Origin of the sequence: Streptococcus oralis (genome assembly GCF_001075675.1) — a bacterium.
Classification (GTDB): Bacteria; Bacillota; Bacilli; order Lactobacillales; family Streptococcaceae; genus Streptococcus; species Streptococcus oralis_V.
The window spans coordinates 134,908-142,713 of record NZ_JUNW01000003.1 but is presented as its reverse complement, the minus strand read 5'-3'; the positions used below and the strand labels follow the sequence as shown (position 1 = coordinate 142,713).

Below are 7,806 nucleotides of genomic sequence, written 5' to 3'. Positions count from 1 at the left end.
GCGGTAAGGCAAGGGACTTTGACTCCCTCATGCGTTGGTTCGAATCCAGCTACCCCAGTTCTTAGGTAATAAATTCAAGATAAAAAGAAAAATATCTTAGGGTATTTTATTTTTATAATTGAAAGACGTGAACGATATGAACATGTCTTTGCGGGTGCTTAGGAAAAAAATTATAAGTATGTCAAGTTTGGAAAAACTTGATTGTTGGAGGATTTTTTAGATGAACGAATTTGAAGATTTGCTAAATAGCGTTAGCCAAGTTGAGCCTGGTGATGTTGTTAGTGCTGAAGTATTGACAGTTGATGCGACTCAAGCTAACGTTGCAATCTCTGGGACTGGTGTTGAAGGTGTCTTGACTCTTCGCGAATTGACAAACGATCGCGATGCAGATATCAATGACTTTGTGAAAGTAGGAGAAGTATTGGATGTTCTTGTACTTCGTCAAGTAGTTGGTAAAGATACTGATACAGTTACATACCTTGTATCTAAAAAACGCCTTGAAGCTCGCAAAGCATGGGACAAACTTGTAGGACGCGAAGAAGAAGTTGTTACTGTTAAAGGAACTCGTGCCGTTAAAGGTGGACTTGCAGTAGAATTTGAAGGTGTTCGTGGATTTATCCCAGCTTCAATGTTGGATACTCGTTTCGTACGTAACACTGAGCGTTTCGTAGGCCAAGAATTTGATGCTAAAATCAAAGAAGTTGATCCTAAAGAAAACCGTTTTATCCTTTCACGTCGTGAAGTTGTTGAAGCAGCTACTGCAGCAGCTCGTGCTGAAGTATTCGGTAAATTGGCTGTTGGTGATGTCGTAACTGGTAAAGTTGCTCGTATCACTAGCTTTGGTGCTTTCATCGACCTTGGTGGAGTTGATGGATTGGTTCACTTGACTGAATTGTCACACGAACGTAACGTATCACCTAAATCAGTTGTAACTGTTGGTGAAGAAATCGAAGTGAAGATCCTTGATCTTAACGAAGAAGAAGGACGCGTATCACTTTCACTTAAAGCAACAACACCTGGACCATGGGATGGCGTTGAGCAAAAATTGGCTAAAGGTGATGTAGTAGAAGGAACAGTTAAACGTTTGACTGACTTCGGTGCATTTGTTGAAGTATTGCCAGGTATCGATGGACTTGTTCATGTATCACAAATTTCACACAAACGTATCGAAAATCCAAAAGAAGCTCTTACTGTTGGTCAAGAAGTTACTGTTAAAGTACTTGATGTTAACGCTGACGCAGAACGCGTATCTCTTTCTATCAAAGCTCTTGAAGAACGTCCAGCTCAAGAAGAAGGACAAAAAGAAGAAAAACGTGCTGCTCGTCCACGTCGTCCAAAACGTCAAGAAAAACGTGATTTCGAACTTCCAGAAACACAAACAGGATTCTCAATGGCTGATTTGTTCGGTGATATCGAACTTTAATCAAATTGATAATCACAAAATCCTTTGTTTAAAACAAGGGATTTTTCTTTTGTCTCTTTCTCATTTTTGATATAATAGTTCTATGTTAGATTCAGAAAAACAATCACAATATCAATTTTTAAATGAGGAACTCTCTTATTTACTTGAAGGTGAGAGCAATGTTCTTGCCAATCTTTCGAATGCTAGTGCCCTCCTAAAATCTCGCTTTCCCAATACTGTATTTGCAGGATTTTATCTGTTTGATGGTAGCGAGTTGGTTTTAGGGCCTTTTCAGGGTGGTGTTTCTTGTATTCGCATTCCGCTTGGGAAAGGCGTTTGTGGAGAAGCTGCTGAGTTTCAAGAGACTGTTTTAGTTGGGGATGTGAGCACCTATCCAAACTACATTTCTTGTGATAGTATGGCCAAGAGTGAAATCGTGGTTCCCATGCTCAAGAATGGTCGATTGCTGGGTGTCTTAGACCTAGATTCTTCACTTATTGATGATTACAATGCCATTGACCGTGATTACTTGGAACAATTTGTCGCTATTTTGCTTGAGAAGACAGAATGGGACTTTACGATGTTTGAGGAGAAAGCCTAATGTATCAAGCACTTTATCGAAAATATAGAAGCCAGACTTTTTCACAACTGGTAGGTCAAGAGGTTGTGGCTAAAACCCTAAAACAAGCAGTTGAGCAGGAAAAGATTAGTCACGCTTATCTTTTCTCGGGCCCTCGTGGGACTGGGAAGACCAGTGTAGCCAAGATTTTTGCCAAGGCTATGAACTGTCCGAATCAAGTGGACGGAGAACCATGTAATAACTGCTATATCTGTCAGGCTGTGACAGAAGGTAGCTTAGAAGATGTTATCGAAATGGATGCAGCTTCGAATAACGGAGTTGATGAAATCCGAGAAATTCGTGATAAATCCACCTATGCACCTAGTTTGGCACGTTATAAGGTCTATATCATAGACGAGGTTCATATGCTATCTACAGGAGCTTTTAATGCGCTTTTAAAGACGCTAGAAGAACCAACTCAAAATGTTGTCTTTATCTTGGCGACCACTGAATTGCACAAGATTCCAGCAACTATTTTATCGCGTGTCCAACGTTTTGAGTTTAAATCGATTCGAACTCAAGATATCACGGCACATATTCATCATATTTTAGAAAAAGAAAATATTAGTTCTGAACCAGAGGCTGTGGAAATCATTGCTAGACGGGCTGAAGGTGGGATGCGGGATGCCTTGTCTATTCTGGACCAAGCCTTGAGTTTGACGCAAGGGAATGCTTTAACGACAGCTATTTCTGAGGAGATTACAGGCACTATTAGTCTATCAGCTCTAGATGACTATGTGGCCGCTTTGGCCCAACAGGATGTCCCCAAAGCACTCGATTCTTTGAATCTTTTGTTTGAAAATGGCAAGAGCATGACTCGTTTTGTGACGGATCTCTTGCAGTATTTGCGGGATCTACTGGTTGTTCAGACAGGTGGTGAAAATACTCATCATAGTCCAGTTTTTATGGACAATCTAGCTCTTTCTCAGGAAAGTCTCTTTGAAATGATTCGAATAGCGACTGTGAGCTTGGCAGATATGAAAGCAAGCCTACAACCTAAGATTTATGCTGAGATGATGACTATTCGTTTAGCGGAGATTAAGCCTGAACCAGTGCTTTCAGAAGCTGTCGAAAGTGAGATTTCTGCACTGAGACAGGAAGTAGCTCGTCTTAAACAAGAACTTGCCAATGTTGAAACGGTGCCTAAACAAGTGGCGCCAGTTCCTAGTCGTCCAGCAACTTCCAAGACAGTCTATCGAGTAGACCGTAATAAAGTTCAGGCTATCCTACAAGAAGCTGTTGAAAATCCTGAATTGGCACGGCAAAACTTGATTCGCCTCCAGAATGCATGGGGAGAAGTGATCGAAAGCTTAGCTGGTCCTGATAAGGCTCTGCTTGTTGGTTCTCAACCAGTTGCGGCAAACGAACACCATGCTATTTTAGCCTTTGAGTCTAATTTCAATGCAGGGCAAACCATGAAACGGGATAACCTCAATACCATGTTTGGCAATATTCTCAGCCAGGCGGCTGGATTTTCACCTGAAATCCTGGCAATTTCCCTAGAGGAATGGAAAGAGATTCGTGCAGCATTTTCAGCTAGAAACAAGTCTTCTCAATCAGATCAAGAGATAGAAGAAGAAAGCCTGATTCCAGAGGGATTTGAATTTCTGGCTGATAAAGTCATGGTCGAAGAAGACTAAAAGTGGATTTCATGGTACAATAATCCTATGACTAGACAACAATTTATCGTGATAGCACTATTTACCGCTGCTGAGACTTATTTTTTTAATGAAGCTTGGATGACTGGTCGCTATTTCATGGCAGCCTTTTGGGCCATTCTACTTTTTCGAAATTTTAGGTTAAGTTATGTAATGGGGAAAATAGTAGATGCCATTGATCAGTACTTAAACCGCAAGGATTAGTCACTAGCTTCTAAACAAAATCAAAGCCTTTTAGGCTTTTTTTTGTTATACTAGTAGAGTATATTTATGGACCTTTTCTTGTATTTTTAGAGAAATGTAAGTGATTTCTTTAAGGATAAAGGAAGTAGGCCAGAAAAAGAAAGGAACTATCATGTCAGTATTAGAGATCAAAGATCTTCACGTTGAGATTGAAGGAAAAGAAATTTTGAAAGGAGTCAATCTGACTCTGAAAACAGGAGAAATCGCAGCTATCATGGGACCAAATGGTACAGGTAAATCAACTCTTTCTGCAGCTATTATGGGGAACCCTAACTATGAAGTTACCAAAGGGGAGGTCTTGTTTGATGGCGTAAACATCCTTGAATTGGAAGTGGACGAGCGTGCGCGTATGGGACTTTTCCTGGCTATGCAATACCCATCTGAAATTCCTGGAATCACCAACGCTGAATTTCTTCGTGCAGCCATGAATGCTGGTAAAGAAGATGATGAAAAGATTTCAGTTCGTGAGTTCATCACTAAACTAGACGAGAAAATGGAATTGCTCAACATGAAAGAAGAAATGGCAGAGCGTTACCTCAACGAAGGTTTCTCAGGTGGTGAGAAAAAACGTAATGAAATTCTTCAACTCTTGATGTTGGAACCAACATTTGCCCTTTTGGATGAGATTGACTCTGGTCTTGATATTGACGCACTTAAAGTTGTATCGAAAGGTGTCAATGCCATGCGTGGTGAAGGCTTTGGTGCTATGATTATCACTCACTACCAACGTCTTTTGAATTACATCACACCAGACGTGGTCCACGTGATGATGGAAGGTCGTGTTGTCCTTTCTGGTGGTCCAGAATTGGCTGCCCGTTTGGAACGTGAAGGATACGCAAAACTAGCTGAAGAACTTGGCTACGACTACAAGGAAGAATTGTAATTCCCTCGTATCTTTTAGGAGAAGTAAATGACTAAAGAGAATATTAAACTTTTTTCAGAAATGCACGCTGAACCAAGCTGGTTGGCTGACCTCCGTCAAAAAGCTTTTGATAAGATTGAGAGTTTAGAGTTACCAGTTATCGAGCGTGTGAAATTTCACCGTTGGAATCTGGGAGATGGAACCATTACAGAAAGTGAACCGTCAGCAAATGTTCCTGACTTCACTGCTCTAGATAATCACTTGAAATTGGTGCAAGTAGGAACGCAGACTGTTTTTGAACAAACTCCAGTTGAATTGGCTGAACAAGGTGTTGTCTTTACAGACTTCCACTCAGCTTTAGAACAAATTCCAGAGCTTATTGAGGAATTCTTCATGTCATCTGTTAAGTATGACGATGACAAGTTAGCAGCCTACCATACAGCTTACTTTAACAGTGGTGCTGTTCTCTACATTCCTGATAATGTTGAAATTACAGAACCAATTGAAGGTATTTTCTACCAAGATAGCGATAGTGATGTACCGTTTAATAAGCATATTATGATTATCGCTGGTAAAAACAGCAAGATTAGTTATCTGGAGCGTTTAGAGTCACGAGGTGGAGGTAGTGCAAAAGCAACTGCCAATATCACAGTGGAAGTGATTGCTCGTTCTGGTGCGCAAGTGAAATTTGCGGCCATTGACCGTTTAGGTGAAAATGTCACTGCCTACATTAGCCGTCGTGGTAAACTAGGCAATGATGCAAGCATTGACTGGGCGATTGGTGTCATGAACGAAGGAAATGTCGTTGCAGACTTTGATAGCGATTTGCTTGGAAATGGTAGCCATGCGGATCTTAAGGTTGTAGCTCTTTCAAGTGGTCGTCAGGTGCAAGGGATTGACACTCGCGTAACCAACTATGGTTGCAACTCTATTGGAAATATCCTCCAACATGGGGTTATTCTTGAGAAAGCAACTTTGACCTTCAACGGTATCGGTCACATCATCAAGGGAGCTAAAGGAGCAGATGCCCAACAAGAAAGTCGAGTTCTCATGCTTTCAGACCAGGCGCGTTCAGATGCCAACCCAATTCTTTTGATTGATGAAAATGATGTTACTGCAGGACACGCGGCGTCTATCGGTCAGGTAGATCCAGAAGACATGTACTACCTCATGAGCCGTGGCTTGGACAAGGCAACTGCAGAACGTTTGGTTGTTCGTGGTTTCCTTGGATCCGTTATCGTAGAGATTCCAGTCAAGGAAGTTCGTGATGAAATGATTGCAACCATCGAAGAAAAATTGTCAAAACGCTAAGGGGAAGCCTATGTTAGATGTAGAAGCGATTCGCAAGGATTTTCCAATTTTAGACCAGATTGTCAACGATGAACCTCTGGTCTATCTGGACAATGCTGCGACGACACAAAAACCACTAGCAGTTCTTGAAACAATCAATCGCTATTATGAGCAGGAAAATGCCAATGTTCACCGTGGTGTTCATACCTTGGCGGAGCGAGCAACAGCTTCTTATGAAGCTGCTCGTGAAACCATTCGTAAGTTTATCAATGCAGGATCTACAAAGGAAGTACTCTTTACCAGAGGAACGACGACCAGTCTTAACTGGGTGGCACGTTATGCTGAAGAAGTGTTGACTGAGGGAGACCAGGTCTTGATTTCTGTCATGGAACATCATTCCAATATCATTCCTTGGCAGGAGGCCTGCCGCAAGACTGGGGCAGAGCTTGTCTATGTCTATCTTAAGGATGGAGCTCTGGATATGGCTGACTTGCAGGTAAAATTAACTGACAAGGTCAAGTTTGTTTCGCTAGCTCACGCTTCAAATGTTCTGGGTGTGGTCAATCCCATCAAAGAAATTACTCAGATAGCCCACAAAGTTGGAGCCATCATGGTGGTGGATGGCGCTCAGTCTACGCCTCATATGAATATTGATGTACAGGGCTTGGACGTGGACTTCTTTGCCTTTTCAGGTCATAAGATGGCTGGTCCAACTGGTATTGGTGTCCTTTACGGTAAAGAAAAGTATCTGGAACAAATGTCTCCAGTTGAATTTGGTGGCGAGATGATTGATTTCGTCTATGAGCAATCTGCTAGTTGGAAGGAATTACCTTGGAAATTTGAGGCTGGAACGCCAAATATGGCAGGTGCTATCGGACTTGCTGCAGCAGTGGATTATCTGGAAAAGATTGGTATGGATGCCATTGAATCTCATGAACAGGAATTGATTGCATACGTCTTTCCAAAATTGCAGGAAATTGAAGGGTTAACCATTTATGGTTCGCAAGACCTGGCTCAACGTTCAGGTGTCATTGCCTTTAACCTAGGAGATCTTCATCCCCATGACCTAGCTACAGCTTTAGATTATGAAGGAGTGGCTGTTCGAGCAGGTCACCACTGTGCGCAACCCTTGCTTCAGTATTTGGATGTCCCAGCAACAGCTCGCGCAAGTTTTTATATCTACAATACCAAGGCAGATTGCGACAAGTTGGTCGATGCCCTACAAAAGACAAAGGAGTTTTTCAATGGCACTTTCTAAACTAGATAGCCTTTATATGGCAGTGGTGGCAGACCATTCGAAAAATCCACATCACCAAGGGAAGCTGGAAGATGCTGAGCAAATCAGTCTCAATAATCCAACCTGTGGGGATGTCATCAACCTCTCTGTCAAGTTTGATGCAGAGGACCGTTTGGAGGATATCGCTTTTCTAAACTCAGGATGTACGATTTCAACTGCCTCTGCTAGTATGATGACAGATGCCGTTTTAGGAAAAACCAAGCAAGAAATTTTAGAACTTGCAACCATCTTTTCTGAAATGGTTCAAGGTCAAAAGGATGACCGTCAAGACCAACTAGGTGATGCAGCTTTCTTATCAGGTGTTGCCAAATTCCCTCAACGAATCAAGTGTGCAACTCTAGCTTGGAATGCACTTAAGAAAACAATTGAAGATCAAGAAAAACAGTAAGACAAGTTTCTTTTGTCTTATGAATCAGTAGAAATGAAGAATGAAAG

Annotated in this window: 8 protein-coding genes; all 8 read left to right on the top strand. The window is 41.7% G+C overall.

The genetic code is table 11. The features are described from left to right. Positions 1-220: 220 nt before the first annotated feature. The 8 genes from rpsA to sufU all read left to right on the top strand — a co-directional run bounded on the left by rpsA (position 221) and on the right by sufU (position 7,759). Positions 221-1,423 carry a 30S ribosomal protein S1 gene (rpsA, locus tag ADM50_RS00790; protein ID WP_049479376.1) on the top strand — a complete coding sequence of 401 codons (1,203 nt, stop codon included), beginning with the start codon at positions 221-223 and terminating at the stop codon, positions 1,421-1,423. 82 nt (positions 1,424-1,505) lie between these two features. Continuing rightward, complete coding sequence (locus ADM50_RS00785; RefSeq protein ID WP_049484195.1) at positions 1,506-2,003, top strand: GAF domain-containing protein; 498 nt, start codon at positions 1,506-1,508, stop codon at positions 2,001-2,003. Beyond that, positions 2,003-3,661 (top strand): DNA polymerase III subunit gamma/tau, encoded by a 1,659-nt coding sequence (gene dnaX / locus ADM50_RS00780; RefSeq protein WP_049484194.1) that lies wholly within the window; start codon positions 2,003-2,005, stop codon positions 3,659-3,661. The genes ADM50_RS00785 and dnaX overlap by 1 nt, the downstream gene beginning before the upstream one ends. Before the next feature lie 27 nt (positions 3,662-3,688). After that, positions 3,689-3,883 carry a DUF3272 family protein gene (locus ADM50_RS00775; RefSeq protein ID WP_049484193.1) on the top strand — a complete coding sequence of 65 codons (195 nt, stop codon included), beginning with the start codon at positions 3,689-3,691 and terminating at the stop codon, positions 3,881-3,883. Between the two features lie 151 nt (positions 3,884-4,034). Further along, positions 4,035-4,805: a Fe-S cluster assembly ATPase SufC gene (gene sufC / locus ADM50_RS00770; protein WP_000114489.1), complete on the top strand. Its 771-nt coding sequence runs from the start codon at positions 4,035-4,037 to the stop codon at positions 4,803-4,805. Between the two features lie 27 nt (positions 4,806-4,832). Beyond that, positions 4,833-6,095, top strand: a complete 1,263-nt coding sequence (sufD, locus tag ADM50_RS00765) for a Fe-S cluster assembly protein SufD (RefSeq protein ID WP_049484192.1) — start codon at positions 4,833-4,835, stop codon at positions 6,093-6,095. A gap of 10 nt (positions 6,096-6,105) precedes the next feature. Continuing rightward, the gene (locus tag ADM50_RS00760) at positions 6,106-7,332 is read left to right on the top strand and encodes a cysteine desulfurase (protein ID WP_049484191.1); all 1,227 of its coding nucleotides are present in this window, start codon (positions 6,106-6,108) and stop codon (positions 7,330-7,332) included. Beyond that, entirely contained in the window at positions 7,319-7,759 is a 441-nt protein-coding gene (gene sufU, locus ADM50_RS00755; protein ID WP_001218473.1) for a Fe-S cluster assembly sulfur transfer protein SufU, read from the top strand. The genes ADM50_RS00760 and sufU overlap by 14 nt, the downstream gene beginning before the upstream one ends. Positions 7,760-7,806: the final 47 nt, after the last annotated feature.